The sequence below is a fragment of the Nocardia sp. NPDC047038 genome (assembly GCF_040644075.1).
GTDB classification, from domain to species: Bacteria; Actinomycetota; Actinomycetes; order Mycobacteriales; family Mycobacteriaceae; genus Nocardia; species Nocardia sichangensis.
Genome location: NZ_JBEYVQ010000018.1, coordinates 47,186 through 63,142, shown reverse-complemented (window position 1 = coordinate 63,142; position 15,957 = coordinate 47,186). Strand labels below are relative to the sequence as shown.

Below are 15,957 nucleotides of genomic sequence, written 5' to 3'. Positions count from 1 at the left end.
TCGGCGGCGGATCAGCGCCGCTTCGGTGGCCGCCAGCCGCCCATGCCGAGTGCGATCAAACGCATCTGCTGGACGGTGCGGTCGATGATCGCCTGCTCGTCGCGCGGCGCGGCCGACACGTAGGCGGCGATCCCGTCGGTCACCGTGCTGACCATCAGGTCGGCGGCGATCTCCAGGTCTCGTGGCGTCCAGGAGTCCAGGGCCCGGATGCGGGAGAGGTCGGCGACGAGCTCTCGGACGATCAGTTGGATCTCCCGGGCGATGGCCGTGCGCAAGGCGGCGGACCCGCCGTGGCGCTCCCTGGTGAGGAAGCCGAACAGCTCACGTTTGGGGCCCACTTGCGCGAACACGAAGCGCACCGTGTCCGACAGGCCCGCGTCGGCATTGCGGCGGACTTCGCGCAGCGCCAGCCGCAGCGCGGTGACGCCGTCGTCGACCAGCGTGGCGCCGAGGTCCTCCAGCGACGCGAAGTGCCGGTAGAACGCCGTCGGCACGATGCCGGCCGAGCGGGCGATCTCCCGCAGGCTGAGCGCGGCGAATCCGCGTTCGGCGGCCAGCGCGAGCGTGCCGTCCAGGAGCGCCTGCCTGGTCCGCTCCTTGCGTTCGCCTCGGGTAGCCGCCTGCTCACTCATCTCGGTGAGCATACATCCGTTCACCATTCGACCTATCCCCAGATGTAGTTCGAGTCACATGTTTCGCCGGTTGACACCTAGCCCCGGTCATCCGTCACACTAGTTGAGTGTACAGACGTGCACTGAAATTCCAGCCGCACGTCGTCAGTCCGACAAGAGGTACGGAGAACAAATGGTGGATCTCATCAACTTGGTGCAGACCCTGACCTCGCCGCACCCGCTGGATCGGTACCTCGAGCTGGTCCGCCCCACCCTCACGGTGCGGGACATGCGGGCCGAGATCACTCACGTGCGCCGCTCGGCGCCCGGCTCGGTGACGCTCACGCTGCGCCCCACCCGGCACTGGCAGGGCCACGTCGCCGGACAGTACGTCCAGATCGGCGTGGTGATCGACGGCGTGCGGCACACGCGGTGCTACTCGCCGGTGAACCCGGAAGGCGGTCGGGATCGTCATATCGAGCTGACCGTGAAAGCGCATCCGGACGGTTTGGTGTCGCAGTACCTGTACCGTCACGCCGCCCCCGGCATGGTGGTCGACCTGGCACCCGCCGACGGTGTGTTCCGGCTACCCGAGTCGCGGCCGCGGCGCGTCCTGCTGATCAGCGGTGGCAGCGGCATCACGCCGGTGCTGTCCATGCTGCGCACGCTCGCCGCGGAGGACCATTCGGGCGAGGTCGTCTTCCTGCACTACGCCAAGTCGCCCGCTGTGCTGCCGCACCGAGCGGAACTGGACGCGATCGCTGCACGGCATCCGAACTTCCGCATCGAGCTGCGCTATCCGCATCGCATGCCGGATCTGGCGCCGCGGGCGGATTCCGGTGCGCCGTGGGTGGATCTCGCCCGGCCGAAGGGCAGCGGGTACTTCGACTACGACGAGCTGGAGCGCGTCGCGCCTTGGTTCGCCGACGCGCAGACCTTCGTCTGCGGCCCGCCGTCGCTGATGGACGCGGTGCGCACGGTCTATCAGGCCGAGCAACTCGAGGATCGGCTGCACTCCGAGGAGTTCACGCTGTCGGTCGCGCCGGTGGACGCCGCCGACGCACACGGCACCGTCAGTTTCTCGGCCAGCGGCGTGAGCGCCGACAACACCGGAGCCACGTTGCTCGAGCAAGCCGAATCCGCCGGTCTCACGCCCGAGTACGGCTGCCGCATGGGGATCTGCTTCTCCTGCACAGCGGTGCGCCGATCCGGCTGCACGCGCAATCTGCGCACCGGCGAGACCGACACCGACCCCGACCAGCCGATCCAGCTGTGCATCAGCGCGCCGGTCGGCGACGTCGACATCGATATCTGATTCACGAAGGGGAGCCAACCATGACCATCCTGACCGAAACCGAGAACGGACCGCTGGTCCTGAGCCCGGACCAGATCGAGGAACTCGGCCGTGAACTCGACGAGCTGCGCGCGGCCATCGTCGCCGACCTCGGCGAGCGCGACCGGGAATACCTGTACTCGATCATCAAGGCGCAGCGGGGATTCGAGATCGCCGGGCGCGGCCTGATGTATCTCGGCTTCCTTCCGCCCTTCTGGCTGGCCGCCGTGGCGGCGCTGAGTGTGTCGAAGATCCTGGACAACATGGAGATCGGCCACAACGTCATGCACGGCCAGTACGACTGGATGCGCGAGCCCGGCCTGAATTCCCGCGTGTTCGAATGGGACACGGTCTGCCCGGCCGACCAGTGGAAGCACTCGCACAACTACCTGCACCACACCTACACCAACATCCACAACAAGGACCGCGACATCGGCTACTCCATCCTGCGCATGGACGAGGCGCAGGCGTGGAACGTGCTCCGGCTCGGCCAGCCGCTGTACGCCTTCGTGCTCATGATGCTGTTCGAGTGGGGTGTGATGGGCCACGACCTCGAGGTCGAGAACATCCTGGCGGGTAAGAAGAAGTGGCCGGAGGTCAAGAACCTGATCCTCGGTCAGTGGCGCAAGGCGGGCAAGCAGGTGCTCAAGGACTACCTGGTGTTCCCCGCGCTGACCGGACCGCTGTTCTTCCACACGCTGGCGGGTAACGTCACCGCCAACCTGGTGCGCAACGTGTGGGCCTTCGCCATCATCTTCTGCGGTCACTTCCCGGCCGGCGTACAGACGTTCACCGAGGAGGAGACCGCGGACGAGACCCGCGGCGAGTGGTACATCCGGCAGATGCTCGGCTCGGCCAACATCACCGGCAGCAAGCTGTTCCACATCATGTCCGGGAATTTGTCGCATCAGATCGAACACCATCTCTTTCCCGATCTGCCCGCGAGCCGTTATCCGGAGATGGCGCCTACGGTCCGCGCATTGTGTGAAAAGTACGGTTTGCCGTACAACACCGGCTCGCTCGGTAAGCAGATCGGCTCGGTGTGGAAGAAGATTTTCAAGCTGGCACTTCCGCCGCGCTGGGTCGAGAGCGAACCGTCCCCCGGTGTTATCGTGATGCGTCAGCGAAAGGCGAGCGAAGCGGGCGTGTGAATGATCGGGAAATTCGAGAGCAACAAGGATCTCATTCAGGAATTGACGTCTTCCGGTGCCAGGCACGTCGGCAATATCGCCAACATCATCACGGGGACGGTCGCCGAGGTCACCAAGGAGATCGGTGAGTGGATCACCGACGCCATCGAGATGAACGAGGCGGCGGCCGCGGCGCGGCGGGACGCGGAGGCACAGCGGGATCTCGATCGTGACCTCGACACCGAGACCGAGGTCACGGTCACGAAACCGCGGGCGGACGCGACGGAGGCGTTCCTCGACGCCGAGGTCGTCGAGCCGGGCGTCGACGAGCCGCGCTGATCACCAGACCGGCAGCCTGCGCCGATGCTCGATGACGTCGGTGATCAGATCCTGATAGCCGTCGACCAGCTCGGCCAGCCTGGACCACTGCAGGTGGGCCTCACCGCCCGCCTGCCCCGGGTGCGGCCCGGTCGTGATCTCGTCGTCCAAAGAGTGTCGGGCCGAAACCCATTTGGCCGCGATTCGGTCGATGACCGCGCCGAGTGTCTCGGTATGCAGGGAGGCGCCCTCTCGGTGCTGCACGTTCTCCGCCACCCATGCGTCGATCCGCCCGATCCATTCCGCGCGGCAGCCGTCGATGTCCTCCACTTGCTGGGCGCAGGCGGCGACGCGGGTGCTGGATGCCTCCGGGGCGTGTGATCGCTCGAGTGCCCGCTGCCGTCGCTCATGGCAGTCGACGAGCTTCCGCGCGGCGTGCAGCACGCTGTGCCGGTGCTGGTTCTCGCCGGGTTCGCGAATCGCGCGAAGCAGTGCGGCGGGCGGCGGCAGCTCTTGGGCTCCGAAACTGCGCTGAGCGTATTCGGTGGGCATGACATACCTCTGCGACACGACGAATCCTGGATGCGCCAGGGCCGAGGGGGATTTCGGGGAGGGGCGCCCCTCGGCTCCGGCGCAGTCCCGCACCCGGATGCCATCCCGCGTTCCACCAGCACGGCAGAGAAACCGGGAAATCCGCGACGATGCGGGAGAAGACGGTCCGAGAAATCAGGACACTTTCAGGAAAGCGCGGTAACCGAAGCCGCGCAATACTCTGGTCTGTGAATCCGAAAGCTGCCGGGAAATCGTTATATTCCGTTACGGATCGGTCACCCGGACCGGCGCTCGGCGGGGCGTTCTCGAAATTGTCGAGCGTATGAGCAGCAACCGATTCGGTGCGTGCGCTGCGCGCCGCCGCCGCATGGGCTAGCCTCGGTATTCGTGCCCGCCTACGTGTCATCGCCGGAGCTAACATTCGGCTTCATGTTCGCGCTGGAAGACCCTGAGCGAATCGCGGAGGTCGTGCGTGATCTGATCGTCCGCAAGACCGTCTCGGTCTTCCGTCTCGCCCGGCTGTCCGACGACGACGGCCCGCCGGAGCGCTACGTGGTCAACTGGGCGGTCATCCCGCAGATCTCGATCACCACCGCCGCGCCGGACGAGGAGGAGCTGCGAACCACCCGCACCATGCTGGTCAACGCTTTTCTCAGTGAGGGTGGCGAGGTCAGCCTGTATTCGGCGCAGTCGAGCGGACCGGCCTGAGGCGGACCGTCCCGGATGCGCACATCCAGGACGGTCCGATCGATCACCCAACCGGTAGCGGTGCGTCGAGCCGTCCGGAGCGGGCGAGCGCGAACAGCCCCGCCGCCGCGGCTGCTCCCACGGCGACGAGCGCGGCCCACGCCAGTGCGCTCATCCCGGCCTCGCGTGTGCGGTCCAGCAGCGTTCCGATGCCCAGATTCCCGAGCAGGATGCCGATACCGACGATGGTGTTGTAGAGGCCGTAGTGCGTCGCCACCAGGCGGTTGCCCGACAACGCGACCACGGTGTCCATTTCGAACGGAAAGACCGCTGCCGCACCGATTCCCAGCGCGACCGCGGTCAACAGCAGTGCGCCGATCGCGGGCCCCACGCCGAAGCCGGTGCCCGGGATCACCACCAGCGGCACGAACGCGGACGCGAGTATCGCCATGCCGAGCGCCAGGCTGTGCGCGCGGCCCCACCGCTGCCCGAACCAGCGGGTGATGCGCAGTTGCCCGGCGATCGCGATCAACCCGGACAGTACGAACACCGCCGTCATCAGCACGGTGGCCGAGTCGCCCGCGATCCGTGCGGCGTGCACCGGTAACGCCAGGTAGACCTGGAAGGCCAGGACCGAGGAACTGATCATCGCCGCGGCGAACAGCAGAAACGGGCGGTTGGCCAGCACCACGCGCCAATCGTCCAGCACCGAGGTGGTTTTCGGCTCGGCGCGGTGCTGCGGCAGCGCGCGTAACTGGGCCAGCGTCAGCACGCCGAACACCACCGCGGCGCCCGTGGCGGTCGCACGGAAGTCGACGGCCATCAGCGCGAGCCCGGCGATCGGGCCGAACAGTATGCCCGCCTGGTAGAAGACGTTGAACACGGCGAACGCCTCCACCCGGCGCTCGCCCGAGTCGACCGCCAGATACGCGCGGACCGCCGGGTTGAACAACGCGCCCGCGAAGCCGGTCGCGGCCGAGGCCACCAGCAGCGCGGGCAGCGTGTCCGCGACCGCGAGCAGCGCGAAACCGCCGGTGCGCAGCAGGCATCCGGTCACGATGAGCGGCTTGTAGCCGAGTCGATCGGCCAGCGTGCCGCCGACGAGGAACATGCCCTGCTGGGAGAAGTTGCGGATACCGAGGACGAGCCCGACCGCCCACGCGGCCAGCCCGAGCGGACCGGCCAGGTAACCGGCCAGGTAGGGCATCAGCATGTAGAAGCCGGTGTTGATGGCGAACTGATTGACCATCAGCATCCGGCTGGGACGGTTGAAGCCGCGGTAGGTGGCGATCAGATCGGTCATCGCGTCCGCTCCTTCCCGGCGGCGTCGCGGGGATCGACGACCGTCGTGCACCGGGTCCACGAGAGCGCGACGGCGTCGGACGGATGCGCGATGCGCAGCGGTGCGGTGGGTGGTGCGACGTCGAGCAAGCCGTGCTCGCGGCAGTAGTCGTCGTTGTACACCGTGTCGAAGTAGCGCAGCGGTCCGTCGGGAAAGACCGCGGCGATCCGCGTGGCCGGATCGCCGGTGCGGGCGAGCCAGCCCGCGACCAGGGCGACCGCGCCGACGCTCCAGCCGCCGCTGGCGTGGTGTGTCGCGGCGAGTCTGCGGCAGGCCCAGACCGCCTCCGCGGGCGCGACCCAGTGCACCTCGTCGAACGCCGAATAGTCGACGTTGTCCGGGTGGATACTCGAACCCAGCCCGCGCATCAGCCGTGGCCCCGCGGGCTGTCCGAAGATCGTGGACGCCACCGTGTCGACGCCGACCAAGCGCAGGTGCGGAAAGTATCGGCGCAGCGTGCGGGTGATCCCCGCGGAATGGCCGCCGGTGCCGACCGAGCAGACCAGGACGTCGATCCTGCCCAGCTGGGCGACCAACTCGAGCGCCAGGGTCTCGTAGGCGTCCTGGTTGTCGGGGTTGCGGTACTGGTCCGGGCACCAAGCCCGCGGATCGCGCGCCAGCAGTTCGGCGACGCGGTCGCGCCGCGCCTGCTGCCAGCCGCCGGTGGGGTGCGGCTCGGTGACCAGTTCCACCCGCGCACCGTAGGCCGCGAGCATGCGGTGCATGAGCGGTTCCAAGCCGGGGTCGGTGACCAGCGTGACCGGGTGGCGATACACCATTCCCGCCAGCGCCAGGCCCAGACCGAGCGTGCCGCTGGTGGATTCGATGATCGGAGCGCCAGGTGCGAGCGCACCGCGCGCGATGGCGCGCTCGACCATGTGCAGCGCGGGCCGGTCCTTCATGCCGCCGGGGTTGGCGCCCTCCAGCTTGGCCCAGAAGCCGAGGCCGTCCGGTCGCGTTGTGCCGCCGAGCGGTTCGGTGATCCAGAGCACGGGCGTGTTGCCCACCATGGTCGCCGGACGCGGACAGCGCTGGGCCGCCGTGAGCAGACTCGCCGGGCTCGCGAGGGCAGGCTCCGGTTCGCGGGGAGCCGGATCGGGCACAGCCGGGTTCTGCAGCGCAGAAGTCATGAGGAATCGTCGATTCTGTGCGGTCGCTGTGGCAGCGACGGTGTGAGTGCGGACTTCGCACGAACACCGGCCGGGCCCCGGCAGGCTCCGGCCTGACGCTGACCGATCAGTTCCGATCGATGCCGAATCGAGTGAGTCTGTCTCTGCCCGGATACACCGGGAGGGTCGCGACCGGGGGTGCGCGCACGCCGCCCCCGAGCGCGGACCCAGGGGCCGCGAGCAGCACCGACACGGACGCGATCAACAGCAACAGCAGCAGCGAGACAGCGCGCGGAAGGGCGGCGAGCACACCATCGGCGGGCACATGCCGGTCCGGTTCGGCGGCGTGCTGATGCCGGTCGACGAGGATCGCCGGGGAGACGATAGAGGCCACGACGGGCCCGGACGCTTCGATGTGGGCGTGTGACGCGACAGCGTGGCCGAAGACATGGCACTGGGGCACCGCCATGGCGACCACCCAGACGGTGTACGTGAGAGCCACGATCATCCGGATCACCGGTAGCCGCAGCGCGCCGAACGTCACGCTGTCCGATGGTACAAGTTCGCCCGCGCGACGATCCGCGGGCGGGAACGACGATGCGGTCGCGGTGCGGGTGATATCGGCTGCGGCACAACGCCGGTCGTTTGCCGAAGACCGAATGCACCCCGATTCGTTGGCATGTCGGTATCAGATGGTGCCGTTCGCCGGCGGCCGAATACGCGACAATCAGGACACCTACTGGTTGTGGCATGGATCACAGCAACCGTAAGGAGCGTTGCTCATGGAACTCGAGAAGCCCGTCACGCCGCCCAGCCCGATTCGTGTTCGAGGCGATCTGGACTCCGCGCTGTCGCGGTGGCTGTGGCTGGTCAAGTGGCTACTGGCGATTCCGCACTACGTCGTGCTGTTCTTCCTACACATCGCGTACGCCGTGCTCACGGTGGTGGCCTTCTTCGCCATCCTGATCACCGGCAAGTACCCGCGGGGACTGTTCGACTTCAACGTGGGCGTCATGCGCTGGGGATGGCGGGTGACTTTCTACGCGGTCTCGGTACTGGGCACCGACAAGTACCCGCCGTTCAGCCTGCAACCGAACGCGGACTACCCGGCCGACCTGGAGATCGACTATCCGGAGACCTTGCACCGCGGCCTGGTGCTGGTGAAGTGGTGGCTGCTCGCCGTTCCGCACTACCTGATCGTCGGCGCGGTGCTCAGCGGCGGCATCGCGATCGCGGGGAGCGACGGTGACGACTGGGGCGGCGGCTCGATCTCGTTGCTGAGCATCCTGCTGATCGTCGCGTTGATCGGGTTGCTGTTCACGGCGCGCTACCCGCAGGGCATCTACGACTTCGTGATGGGCGTCAATCGCTGGATCATCCGCGTGCAGGCCTATGCCGGTTTGATGCGGGACGAGTACCCGCCCTTCCGGCTCGACCAGGGCGCTCGCGAGCCCGACTGAACCGGTACCGAATCCGCCCGCCTGTTCAGCGGGCGGATTCGTATATCCGCCGGACGACGTCCTCGATCTCGGGCTCCTCGATCGACAGGTCCCGCACTTCGGCGCGCTCCGACACCGCGGCCAGCAATTGCGCGGCCGTGATCTGCTCGGGATCGAAGGCCAGCCGCTGCCGCATACCGTCGCCTTCGGTGCCGAGCAGCTGGGCGCAGCGTAGATCGTCGAGGTCGGGCGCCGGTTCGGCCAGGTCGACCACCAGTACCCGGCGCGCGCCGACGGTGGCCGCCAGGCCGGTCAGCGACCCGTCGTACACCAAGTGGCCGTGATCCACGACGAGCACACGCTCGCAAAGCCTTTCGATATCGCCCATATCGTGGGTGGTGAGCAGCAGGGTCGTACCGCGCTCGGCCCGCTCCGTGCGCAGGAACTCGCGCAGCCGTTGTTTGGACAGCACATCGAGGCCGATCGTGGGCTCGTCCAGGATGACCAACTCGGGCGAATGCAGCAGTGCCGCGGCGACTTCCGCGCGCATGCGCTGACCCAGCGAGAGCTGGCGCACCGGTGTGTCGAGTGTGTCGGCCATTTCCAGCTGCTCGATCAGTTCGTGCGCGCGCTTGCGCGCGGCGCCCGGCTCCAACCGGTGGATCGCGGCGAGGATCGAGAACGACTCGCGCAGGGGCAGATCCCACCAGAGTTGCGAGCGCTGGCCGAACACCACGCCGATCCGCCCGGCCAGTTCACGTCGCTGCCGCACGGGATCCAGCCCGCAGGTGCGTACGGTGCCCGCGGTGGGGACCAGGATGCCGGTGAGCATTTTGATCGTGGTGGATTTGCCCGCGCCGTTGGCGCCGATGTAGCCGACGGCGGCGCCCCGGTCGATCCGGACGGTCATCCCGTCGACGGCGGTGAGCGTCTCGCGGCGCCTGCGCCAGCGGCGGCCGTTTTTGCGATACAGGATGAACTGCCTGGTGAGGCTCTCCATGTCGATGATCGCCTCCGGGCTGCCCGTGCTCATCCGCCGCCTCCCTGGTAGTGCCGAGTGCCCGATCGCCACAAACCCAGCGCCAGCAGCCAGACCCACAGCGCCGCCACCGGGGTGAGCCAGGCCAGCCAGGCGGGCAGCAGCGGAGGGCCGGGCAAGCCGAGCAGCGCGAGGGTGGGCAGATAGGCCGTGAACGAGACCGGAATCGCGAACCCGAACAGCAGCCGCATGGGGGTGGGGAACACCGACGCCGGTTGCGTCGCCGCGAACGAGCCGCCGTAAGTGAAACTGTTGGTGAGCTCGGAGCCGTCGATCAGATAGAACTGCAATCCGGCGGCGCAGACGAACACCCCGCCGAACAGCGCGATACCGCCGACCAGCGTGAGTGCGAGCAGCGCGGCCGTGGTCGAACTCCAGGCGATGTCGTTGCGTGCCGCACCGGTCACCAGCGCGACGATCGAGACCGAGGCGCGAGCGAACCGGCGCAGGGAGATGTCGCTGGTGATCAATTGCAGCAGCAGTGGTTGCGGCCGCAGGTGGTAGGCGTCGAGCTGGCCCATCCGGATCAGCACCGGCAGCGTGTCGAGGTGGCCGAAAAGCACCTGGGACAGCGCGAAACTCGTGTTGCTCAACCCGAACAGAAGCAGTGCGCCGTCCAGGTCGAGGCCGCCGAGGACGCGTGCGGTGCGGAAGATGAGCCACACCTCGGCCAATTCGACCAGGCCCACCAGAAATGCGCTCAGAAGCTCACTGGCGAACGACAACCGGTAGCTGCGCTGCGCCCGGATCCTGGAGCGCAACACGGCCACGTAGGGCGTCGACCACGACTCGGTGCGCGGGGCAACGATGTCACCCACCCTGCACCTCCAGCCTGCGTCGGCCCGCGACGAGCAGCACGCGTCCGGCGATCGCGGTGACCACCACCCAGAACACTTGGATCCCGACGACCGAGAGTGCTTCCGCGCCGGTGATCCGTCCCGAGAGCACGTCGATCGGAGATTGCAGAATCGACGGGAAAGGCGTGGCCGTCGCGATGGCGCCCAGCCACGATGGGAACATGTGCACCGGCACGAACAGTCCGGCCAGGAACGTGCCCGCGGCGTAGTACAGCACCCGGATGCCGCGGGTTTCCACGACCCAGAATCCGATCAGCACCACGAGGAACCGGCACAGGAACGAGATGACCACCGCCAGTAGGACACTCACCGCTCCGAGGAGGTAGGGGCCGAAGGTGACCGGCATCGCCAGCCCGAAGGTGAGGGTGCCCACCAGCACGCTCGGCACTCCGCGGGGCAGGAAAGTGCACGCCGCGCGCCCGAGATCGTCGGCGAGATAACCGCATTGGATGTCGACCGGGCGCAGGAAATCGATGGCGATGTCGCCGTTCTTGACCCGATCGTCCAGCGGTCCCAGCGGTCCCATGAACTGCACCGCGCCGAGCAGCCCTTGGGAGAGCCACACGTAGGCGCCGATGCTGCCCCGGTCGTACCCGCCGAAGTCGCCCGCGGCATCCACCGCCGCGGCGAGGACGGCCGCGCGGACGAACCCGAACACGCAGTTGGTGAACAGCCCCGCGAACATGGCCATTTTGTATTGCCACTGTCTGCGGAATCCGGCGCCCACGAGGGATGTGTAGAGGGCGACGGCGCTGCGAAATCGTTCCCTGACGGCACGCTGTCCGCCCCCCTCCGGTCTGCCGCGCACAAGGAGTTGACTCTACTGGCCGCGGCGCGGAGCGGGAAAGGCTTCGGCGCGTTTTGAAGAAAAGGCCACATCCGGACTGCGTCGATGTTAGAAACACTCTCACTTCAGATTGTGGAGCGCTCGCGCACGACGAGTAAGGAACGCCGATGACCGTCGCCGAGATGACTGTTTTCGAGGCACTCGAATCGAACGTGCGCGGGTACTGTCGCTGCTGGCCCGCCGTCTTCGACACCGCCAGCGGAGCGTGGTTGCGCGACGAGAACGGCAAGGAGTACCTGGATTTCTTCGCGGGCGCGGGCTCGCTCAACTACGGCCACAACAACCCCGTACTCAAGCGGGCGCTGCTCGACTACATCGCCGGGGACGGCATCACCCACGGGCTGGACATGTCCACCGTCGCCAAGCGGCGGTTGCTGGAAGTGTTGCGCGACAACGTCCTCGCCCCGCGCGGGCTGGATTGGAAAGTCCAGTTCCCCGGGCCGACCGGAGCCAACGCGGTCGAGGCCGCGTTGAAGCTCGCGCGCAAGGTGACCGGGCGGCAGACCGTGCTGAGCTTCACCAACGCTTTCCACGGGATGTCGCTGGGCGCGCTGGCGGTGACCGGGAACGCCGCGAAGCGGTCGGGTGCAGGGGTGTCGCTCGGGCACGCGATGCCGATGCCATACGACGGGTATCTCGGTGTCGCCGACGATCTGCAGTGGATGCGTAAGGCGCTGGATGATCCGTCATCGGGGTTGGACAAGCCTGCGGCGGTGATCGTGGAGACGGTGCAGGGCGAAGGCGGCATCAATGTGGCCCGGGCGGAGTGGTTGCGCGGACTGGCCGAATTGTGTTCGGCCCGCGGCATTCTGTTGATCGTCGACGACGTGCAGATGGGTTGCGGCCGTACCGGGCCGTTCTTCTCTTTCGAGGTCGCCGGGATCACGCCCGATATCGTGACGTTGTCGAAGTCGATCGGCGGCTACGGTCTGCCGATGGCGTTGGTGTTGTTCCGGCCGGAGCTCGATCAGTGGGCGCCCGGTGAGCACAATGGCACCTTCCGGGGCAACAACGCGGCGTTCGTGACGGGCCGTGTCGCGCTCGAGCACTATTGGTCGGATTCCGCACTGGAACTCGCGACCGTCGCCAAGGGGGAGCGGATCGCGCGAGCCCTGGGCGAATTCGTCTCGACCTTCCCCGGAGTCTCGACGCGGGGGCGGGGTCTGGTGCACGGCGTCGCGTTCGAGGACACGTCTCTCGCGGAAAAGGTCGGCCGGGCCGCTTTCGATCGTGGCTTGCTCGTGGAGACGTCCGGTTCGATGGACGAGGTGATCAAATTGATGCCGCCCCTGACGATCGCCGACGACGAGATCGACCACGGCATCCGGCTATTGGCGGCAGCGATGGAAACGGTGTGCGGATGAAGGCTTTCCGTACGTGTTGCAAAACTATCTCAGCGATGCCCGCGTGGCGGTGAGGAGCGAGTAATCGCGCTGCGACGAAGGCAAAAGAGTCGCGACACTGTACTAATCCGGACGCAACAGTCCGGTGGTGTCCTGGTAGCCATGCGAATGCCCTCCTGGCTCGGGAAGAGCAAGACAACCAGCAGCATCTACGACCAGATCGGCGGTCACGCGGCACTCGAGGTCGTCGTGGAAGATTTCTATACCCGCGTGCTCGCCGACGGTGAACTGGCCGGATTCTTCACCGGCACGAACATGCCGCGCTTGAAGGGAAAACAGGTGGAGTTCTTCGCCGCGGCCCTCGGCGGTCCCATCCCGTACACCGGTGCTCCGATGAAGCAGGTGCACAAGGGCCGGGGTATCACCATGCAGCACTTCGGCTTGGTGGCGGGGCATCTGGAGGCGTCGCTCACCGCGGCGGGTGTGCCCGCCGATCTGGTCGCCCAGATCCTGGGCGCCATCGCCCCGCTGGCCGACGACATCGCCTCGTCGACCGCGACGATCTAGCCGCCGGGTCCGGTGGCGTGCCCGCTGCCGGTGGCGGGCAGGCGGGCTCGGCGACTGCGGTCCGCGCCGAACGCCGTAGTCGCCGCAGTTTTCGGGTCCTGGCGGCCGCGCACCGCGGTGTGATTCACGCGCGTTCGAAGGCGTCGACTATGTGGCCGACGAGGCCGGGGAACCGGGCCTCGATATCGTTGCGGCGCAGTGATGTCCAGCGCTTGGTGCCTTCGTCTCGCTGGTGGATCAGGCCGGCTTCGCGTAGGACACGGAAGTGATGGCTGAGCGTCGAGGGCGCGACATCCACGGGAAAGGTGCCGCAAACCCGCTCCGGCCCGGTCCACAGCGTCCGCACGATCGTCATTCTGGTCCGGTCGGACAGCGCGTGCAGGATGTCGAGGAGGTCCAGCTCGGCGACGTCGGGGTGCCGCGGTGGTGCCGTGTTCCGTTGCGATCGGGCCATGTGCGCACTCCTTCCCCCTTGGTGAAACCAGGCTACCGTGCTTATTCTATGTTCGACGAACATCGAACATCGAATAAGGGGTCCTCATGCGGGCAGTGCAGCTGACCGGTCCGGCGCCGGATGCGACCACGACGCGGGTCGTCACGACCGACGAGCCGCGCCCGGGTCCGGGCGAGCTGGCGATCGAGGTCGCCTACGCCGGTATCAACTTCATGGATGTCATGGCGCGACGCGGCGACGCGGGATATGCCTCCGGCTGGCCGTACACGCCCGGGCTGGAGGTGGCGGGCCGGGTGCGCGCGCTCGGCGCGGGGGTCGACCGTTTCGCCGTCGGAGACCGCGTCGCCGCGTTGACCCGCGCGGGCGGGCTGGCCGAGGTCGCACTCGCTTCCGCCGACGTGGTCACCGCGGTACCCGCCGCCGTACCGCTACCGGTCGCGGCCGCCGCGCCGCTGGTGCTGTCGACCGCCACGTTGTTGCTGCGCGATGCCGCCCGGCTGCGGCCCGGCGACTCGGTGCTCATGCACTCGGCCAGCGGGGGAGTCGGCCACGCGGTCGCGCGACTGGCGGCCGCCGAGGGCGCGGGCCCGCGGTTGGGCACGGTGGGCAGGCCGGACAAGATCGCGGACGGGCTCGCGGCGGGGTGGGATGTCGTCACCGCGCGCGGCGAGGATGTCGTCGCCGCGGTGCGGGCCGCGGCCCCGGGCGGGGTGGACGTCATCCTCGATCCGACCGGTACCGCGAATCTCGAGCTCGACCTGGAACTGGCCGCGCCCGGTGCGCGAATCGTACTGTTCGGCAACGCGACCGGTGGCACGCCCACGCCGTTGCCGCCGTTGGCCCGGCTCATCGGCGGCAACGTCGCCCTGATCGGGTTCAGCATCAGCCGGCTGCGGGACACGGTGCCGCACAGAGTCGCCGCGGCCCTCGCCGACGGTCTGGCCAAGGTCGGTGACGGCGGACTGGAACTGCCGGTGACGGTGGTCGACTCGCTGGACCGGGTCGCTGAAATACACGATCTGCTTGCCACTGGACGAGGTTCCGGCAAGTACGTCGTCGCGATCGGCGGCGAGTGAGGCTTCGGTGATCTCGGCTCGAGACACGGACCTAGACGAAGTGCTCGATGTGCGGGAACCCGGCCCAGCCTGGATCACCGGTGTGCACGAACGCAGCGCAGGCCTGCTGCACCTTCATGGTCAGTCGCCGCAGGTCGGCCGGGTCCGCGCCGGCCAGCATCGGCGCCGTGCGCCAGGCCTCGAGACGGCCGAACACGAAGGGCAGGTCGATGCAGTGGCAGGCTCGGAACAGGCTGTCCGGCGGAGACCAGTCGAACCGGAAAGCGAAGGCCGATCGGGTCGGCAGGCCGTCGAGGCCGAAGAACCGTTCGGTCAGCTCCGCAGGCCCGTCGGGGAAGAACGCGCGGGCTTCGTCGCGGGTCGTGCCGACCAGCATCGGCAGGTCATGGGGCAGTCCGCCCACCAGGTCGGCGGACACCCCGCCCGCGGCGACCAGTTGGAACGGCGGTGTCACGTCCAGCGGTACGGCCCGCCGCCGGGCCAGCTCTCCCTGCGCGGACAGCAATCGGCCGATCGACACGGCCCGTAGCCGATCCGCCTTCTCGGGGTGCAGGCCGAGTACCTCGAGGAATTGCCGCCCGATCCCGGCGGCCGCGGCCGGGGCGTACGGCCGCGTCCCTGTCGGCGTGCTCTGCAAGATGACCTGCCGGAACAGCCCTACACCGGCCGGGTGGCGGAGCAGTGCGAGCGCCGACAGCGCCCCGGCCGACTGACCTGCCAGCGTGACGCGTCTCGGGTCGCCGCCGAACGCCGCGATGTTCTCCCGCACCCAGCGCAACGCCGCGACCTGGTCCAGCAAGCCCACATTGGGCGGGCCGTATTCCGGCGCCAAGTACAGGTACCCCAATGCGCCGAGCCGGTAGTTGACCGTGACGACCACCATCCGCCCACGCTCGGCCAACAGGGAGCCGTCGTACCAGGCTTCGGCGCCCGAACCGCTGGAGAACCCGCCGCCGTGCAGCCAGACCAGCACCGGCAGCCCGGTGCCGCCCGGTGTCCATACGTTCAGCGACAGGCAGTCCTCGCTTCGGTCGAGAGCACTGCCCGGCCCCATCACCCGTTCCAGCCGCGAGCGTGGCTGTGGAGACGCCGGACCCGGCCGCCGAGCATCGCGTATCCCGGTCCAGGCGGCAGCGGGCCCCGGCGCGGCGAACCGCGCGGCCCGGCCGAACGGGATGCCGCGAAACGCGGTCACCGACCCGCTGGTGACACCGCGCAATGCCCCGGCGGGCGCGTGTACCAATTCGTTCATC

18 protein-coding genes are annotated in these 15,957 nt (G+C 68.1%); 8 read left to right on the top strand and 10 right to left on the bottom strand.

Features of this window, described 5'->3' with window-relative positions; translation table 11 throughout:
- Positions 1–11: 11 nt before the first annotated feature.
- Positions 12–632 (bottom strand): TetR family transcriptional regulator, encoded by a 621-nt coding sequence (locus ABZ824_RS34040; protein ID WP_355075873.1) that lies wholly within the window; start codon positions 630–632, stop codon positions 12–14.
- Between the two features lie 172 nt (positions 633–804).
- Between ABZ824_RS34040 and ABZ824_RS34035 the strand changes: the two genes are divergently transcribed.
- From ABZ824_RS34035 to ABZ824_RS34025, 3 genes are read left to right on the top strand one after another with little or no spacing between them, the layout of a single operon-like run.
- Positions 805–1,926: a ferredoxin reductase gene (locus tag ABZ824_RS34035; RefSeq protein ID WP_355075875.1), complete on the top strand. Its 1,122-nt coding sequence runs from the start codon at positions 805–807 to the stop codon at positions 1,924–1,926.
- Positions 1,927–1,946: 20 nt separating this feature from the next.
- On the top strand, positions 1,947–3,095 hold the full coding sequence (locus ABZ824_RS34030) for an acyl-CoA desaturase (protein ID WP_356968299.1): 1,149 nt from the start codon (positions 1,947–1,949) through the stop codon (positions 3,093–3,095).
- Positions 3,096–3,413 carry a hypothetical protein gene (locus ABZ824_RS34025; RefSeq protein ID WP_355075879.1) on the top strand — a complete coding sequence of 106 codons (318 nt, stop codon included), beginning with the start codon at positions 3,096–3,098 and terminating at the stop codon, positions 3,411–3,413.
- Here the strand turns inward: ABZ824_RS34025 and ABZ824_RS34020 are convergent, their stop codons facing one another.
- Positions 3,414–3,944 carry a DUF4254 domain-containing protein gene (locus ABZ824_RS34020; protein ID WP_356968296.1) on the bottom strand — a complete coding sequence of 177 codons (531 nt, stop codon included), beginning with the start codon at positions 3,942–3,944 and terminating at the stop codon, positions 3,414–3,416. It abuts the gene before it with no gap.
- Positions 3,945–4,373: 429 nt separating this feature from the next.
- On the opposite strand from ABZ824_RS34020, the gene ABZ824_RS34015 reads away from it, so the two are divergent.
- A complete protein-coding gene (locus ABZ824_RS34015; RefSeq protein ID WP_356968294.1) occupies positions 4,374–4,652 on the top strand; it encodes a hypothetical protein in 279 nt (92 codons plus the stop codon).
- Positions 4,653–4,695: 43 nt separating this feature from the next.
- Here ABZ824_RS34015 and ABZ824_RS34010 read toward each other — a convergent pair whose 3' ends face one another.
- The 3 genes from ABZ824_RS34010 to ABZ824_RS34000 all read right to left on the bottom strand — a co-directional run bounded on the left by ABZ824_RS34010 (position 4,696) and on the right by ABZ824_RS34000 (position 7,626).
- On the bottom strand, positions 4,696–5,934 hold the full coding sequence (locus ABZ824_RS34010; protein WP_356968292.1) for an MFS transporter: 1,239 nt from the start codon (positions 5,932–5,934) through the stop codon (positions 4,696–4,698).
- Positions 5,931–7,103, bottom strand: coding sequence for a PLP-dependent cysteine synthase family protein (locus ABZ824_RS34005; RefSeq protein WP_356968290.1), 1,173 nt, complete (start codon positions 7,101–7,103; stop codon positions 5,931–5,933). The genes ABZ824_RS34010 and ABZ824_RS34005 overlap by 4 nt, the downstream gene beginning before the upstream one ends.
- A 106-nt stretch (positions 7,104–7,209) precedes the next feature.
- Positions 7,210–7,626, bottom strand: a complete 417-nt coding sequence (locus ABZ824_RS34000; RefSeq protein ID WP_355075889.1) for a hypothetical protein — start codon at positions 7,624–7,626, stop codon at positions 7,210–7,212.
- A gap of 238 nt (positions 7,627–7,864) precedes the next feature.
- Here ABZ824_RS34000 and ABZ824_RS33995 point away from each other — a divergent pair, with 238 nt between their 5' ends.
- Positions 7,865–8,542: a DUF4389 domain-containing protein gene (locus tag ABZ824_RS33995; RefSeq protein WP_356968288.1), complete on the top strand. Its 678-nt coding sequence runs from the start codon at positions 7,865–7,867 to the stop codon at positions 8,540–8,542.
- 25 nt (positions 8,543–8,567) lie between these two features.
- Here the strand turns inward: ABZ824_RS33995 and ABZ824_RS33990 are convergent, their stop codons facing one another.
- The 3 genes from ABZ824_RS33990 to ABZ824_RS33980 are packed head-to-tail and all read right to left on the bottom strand — an operon-like array spanning position 8,568 to position 11,144.
- Positions 8,568–9,554 (bottom strand): ATP-binding cassette domain-containing protein, encoded by a 987-nt coding sequence (locus tag ABZ824_RS33990; protein ID WP_356968286.1) that lies wholly within the window; start codon positions 9,552–9,554, stop codon positions 8,568–8,570.
- A complete protein-coding gene (locus tag ABZ824_RS33985; RefSeq protein WP_356968284.1) occupies positions 9,551–10,378 on the bottom strand; it encodes an ABC-2 family transporter protein in 828 nt (275 codons plus the stop codon). The genes ABZ824_RS33990 and ABZ824_RS33985 overlap by 4 nt, the downstream gene beginning before the upstream one ends.
- Positions 10,371–11,144, bottom strand: coding sequence for an ABC-2 family transporter protein (locus ABZ824_RS33980; protein WP_356968282.1), 774 nt, complete (start codon positions 11,142–11,144; stop codon positions 10,371–10,373). Before ABZ824_RS33980 ends, ABZ824_RS33985 begins: the two co-directional genes overlap by 8 nt.
- Before the next feature lie 227 nt (positions 11,145–11,371).
- On the opposite strand from ABZ824_RS33980, the gene ectB reads away from it, so the two are divergent.
- A complete protein-coding gene (ectB, locus tag ABZ824_RS33975; protein WP_356968280.1) occupies positions 11,372–12,628 on the top strand; it encodes a diaminobutyrate--2-oxoglutarate transaminase in 1,257 nt (418 codons plus the stop codon).
- Between the two features lie 141 nt (positions 12,629–12,769).
- A complete protein-coding gene (locus ABZ824_RS33970; RefSeq protein WP_356968278.1) occupies positions 12,770–13,174 on the top strand; it encodes a group 1 truncated hemoglobin in 405 nt (134 codons plus the stop codon).
- Positions 13,175–13,298: 124 nt separating this feature from the next.
- Here the strand turns inward: ABZ824_RS33970 and ABZ824_RS33965 are convergent, their stop codons facing one another.
- A complete protein-coding gene (locus ABZ824_RS33965) occupies positions 13,299–13,628 on the bottom strand; it encodes a metalloregulator ArsR/SmtB family transcription factor (protein WP_356968276.1) in 330 nt (109 codons plus the stop codon).
- 86 nt (positions 13,629–13,714) lie between these two features.
- On the opposite strand from ABZ824_RS33965, the gene ABZ824_RS33960 reads away from it, so the two are divergent.
- Positions 13,715–14,704 carry a zinc-binding alcohol dehydrogenase family protein gene (locus tag ABZ824_RS33960; protein ID WP_355075903.1) on the top strand — a complete coding sequence of 330 codons (990 nt, stop codon included), beginning with the start codon at positions 13,715–13,717 and terminating at the stop codon, positions 14,702–14,704.
- Between the two features lie 31 nt (positions 14,705–14,735).
- Here ABZ824_RS33960 and ABZ824_RS33955 read toward each other — a convergent pair whose 3' ends face one another.
- Positions 14,736–15,956 carry a carboxylesterase family protein gene (locus ABZ824_RS33955; RefSeq protein ID WP_356968274.1) on the bottom strand — a complete coding sequence of 407 codons (1,221 nt, stop codon included), beginning with the start codon at positions 15,954–15,956 and terminating at the stop codon, positions 14,736–14,738.
- Position 15,957: the final 1 nt, after the last annotated feature.

Excerpts from the sequence above, each read along its gene's own strand:
- ABZ824_RS34040 (WP_355075873.1), bottom strand. The coding sequence starts at position 632 with ATGAGTGAGCAGGCGGCTACCCGAGGCGAACGCAAGGAGCGGACCAGG.
- ABZ824_RS34035 (WP_355075875.1), top strand. The coding sequence starts at position 805 with ATGGTGGATCTCATCAACTTGGTGCAGACCCTGACCTCGCCGCACCCG.
- ABZ824_RS34030 (WP_356968299.1), top strand. The coding sequence starts at position 1,947 with ATGACCATCCTGACCGAAACCGAGAACGGACCGCTGGTCCTGAGCCCG.
- ABZ824_RS34025 (WP_355075879.1), top strand. The coding sequence starts at position 3,096 with ATGATCGGGAAATTCGAGAGCAACAAGGATCTCATTCAGGAATTGACG.
- ABZ824_RS34020 (WP_356968296.1), bottom strand. The coding sequence starts at position 3,944 with ATGCCCACCGAATACGCTCAGCGCAGTTTCGGAGCCCAAGAGCTGCCG.
- ABZ824_RS34015 (WP_356968294.1), top strand. The coding sequence starts at position 4,374 with ATGTTCGCGCTGGAAGACCCTGAGCGAATCGCGGAGGTCGTGCGTGAT.
- ABZ824_RS34010 (WP_356968292.1), bottom strand. The coding sequence starts at position 5,934 with ATGACCGATCTGATCGCCACCTACCGCGGCTTCAACCGTCCCAGCCGG.
- ABZ824_RS34005 (WP_356968290.1), bottom strand. The coding sequence starts at position 7,103 with ATGACTTCTGCGCTGCAGAACCCGGCTGTGCCCGATCCGGCTCCCCGC.
- ABZ824_RS33995 (WP_356968288.1), top strand. The coding sequence starts at position 7,865 with ATGGAACTCGAGAAGCCCGTCACGCCGCCCAGCCCGATTCGTGTTCGA.
- ABZ824_RS33990 (WP_356968286.1), bottom strand. The coding sequence starts at position 9,554 with ATGAGCACGGGCAGCCCGGAGGCGATCATCGACATGGAGAGCCTCACC.
- ectB (WP_356968280.1), top strand. The coding sequence starts at position 11,372 with ATGACCGTCGCCGAGATGACTGTTTTCGAGGCACTCGAATCGAACGTG.
- ABZ824_RS33970 (WP_356968278.1), top strand. The coding sequence starts at position 12,770 with ATGCGAATGCCCTCCTGGCTCGGGAAGAGCAAGACAACCAGCAGCATC.
- ABZ824_RS33965 (WP_356968276.1), bottom strand. The coding sequence starts at position 13,628 with ATGGCCCGATCGCAACGGAACACGGCACCACCGCGGCACCCCGACGTC.
- ABZ824_RS33960 (WP_355075903.1), top strand. The coding sequence starts at position 13,715 with ATGCGGGCAGTGCAGCTGACCGGTCCGGCGCCGGATGCGACCACGACG.
- ABZ824_RS33955 (WP_356968274.1), bottom strand. The coding sequence starts at position 15,956 with ATGAACGAATTGGTACACGCGCCCGCCGGGGCATTGCGCGGTGTCACC.